The sequence below is a fragment of the Akkermansia sp. GGCC_0220 genome (assembly GCF_017566105.1).
In the GTDB taxonomy this organism is placed as follows: domain Bacteria; phylum Verrucomicrobiota; class Verrucomicrobiia; order Verrucomicrobiales; family Akkermansiaceae; genus Akkermansia; species Akkermansia massiliensis.
The window spans coordinates 1-1,441 of record NZ_JABFCI010000045.1 but is presented as its reverse complement, the minus strand read 5'-3'; the positions used below and the strand labels follow the sequence as shown (position 1 = coordinate 1,441).

At 61.3% G+C, this 1,441-nt stretch carries 1 pseudogene; it reads left to right on the top strand.

What is annotated here, in order from left to right:
* Positions 1 to 1,441 (top strand): annotated as a pseudogene (locus tag HJW02_RS12890) (sugar-binding protein); the annotation flags it as partial.

The window sequence follows — 1,441 nt, the reverse complement described above, 5'->3', positions numbered from 1 at the left end:
ATCTCCAACGCGTCATCCTACCTGGACGTCAAGCATGCCGAAGACGGCTCGCTGAGGCAAATCTGGAACCTGTGGGACGGCCTGCTCAACGTGGAAAACGTCACCTCCACGGGTTACACCATCGCTCTCTATACCCCCGGCCAAATCACCGGAACGGACGAACAGGGATTTTATACGGTCACCGGGACACCCTTTAAAACATTCAACCTTTCCCTTTCCGCGGACGGCCACTTCACCGTCACGGAACAGGCGCCGGCCAGGCAGCCCTACGCCGTCACCTGGTGGAACGACGGCCTGGCGTGGAACATGCGGAGGGGAACGGGGGAAGACGCCGTCACGACCATTCGCACGCGCACGGAGCTGGAACCGGAAGGCTCGGTCTGGCAGCTGGTGACGGAAATCTCCAAAGGAGGTATCGTGGCAGAGCGCACCTGCTCCATCTATCAAACGACGGACGTAGGCGATCTGCTGCTCACTCAAGTGGAAGGCTATCAAAGCCCGGAAGCCCAGACCACGCAATACGCCTACGACCAGTGCGGACGGCTCAAGACGGAAACTGCCCCGGACGGCAGCCAAATTCATTACGCGTATGACCTCTACGGACGCCTGCTCTCCCGCGACGAACCGTGGGCGGAAAGCGGCAGGCGCATCACGCGCTACACCTATGCCTATTCGGGAGAAGCCGACTTCAACGACGAACCCGCCACGGAAACGGTAGACCTGCTTCCGCTGGAAGGGCACATCAAGACGCTGACCACCACGGCCTACAAGTACGCGACAGCCAACCACGTCAAAAGGACGGAAAAGAGGGTCACGGGGTTAGGTGTGACGGGAACGCGCCTGACGGCCACGGAACAATGGCTGGCCGGCGCGCCCGACGTCTACGCCCGCGGACGCATCCGGATGACCCGAGACCTCACCGGCGTGCAAACCTGGCACGACTACGCGGCCACTACGGAACACGGTGCCCTCTACACGGAAACAGTAGAAACGCGCCTCAACGGGGAAACCGTGCCGGGCCAGAGCACGCGCACCATCACCTGGATCACGGCGGAAGGGCAGCGCGTCAGGGAAGAAAGCTACGCTCTGCTCACCGGCGGGGAATGGACCATCACAGACAGCGCCTCCTATGAATTTGACACGCAGAACAGGTGGGTGAAAAGGACGGCGGGCAATGGCCGAATAACGGAGCGCGAGCTGATGTGCGACGGGCGCCTGTTGTGGGACATTGATGAAAATGGTGTAAGAATGGACTATGCCTACGACACGGCGCGCCAACTGGTAGAAACGACCCGCTCCGCCGTAATGGACGGGGAAACCGTCATCACGCCGGAAATCATCACCACCTACACCCGGGATGCGGCGGGGCGCATCCTCTCTACGCGCCGGGATACGGGGGCCATGACGACCAGCGAAAGCTCGGAGTACGACTTGCTGGGGA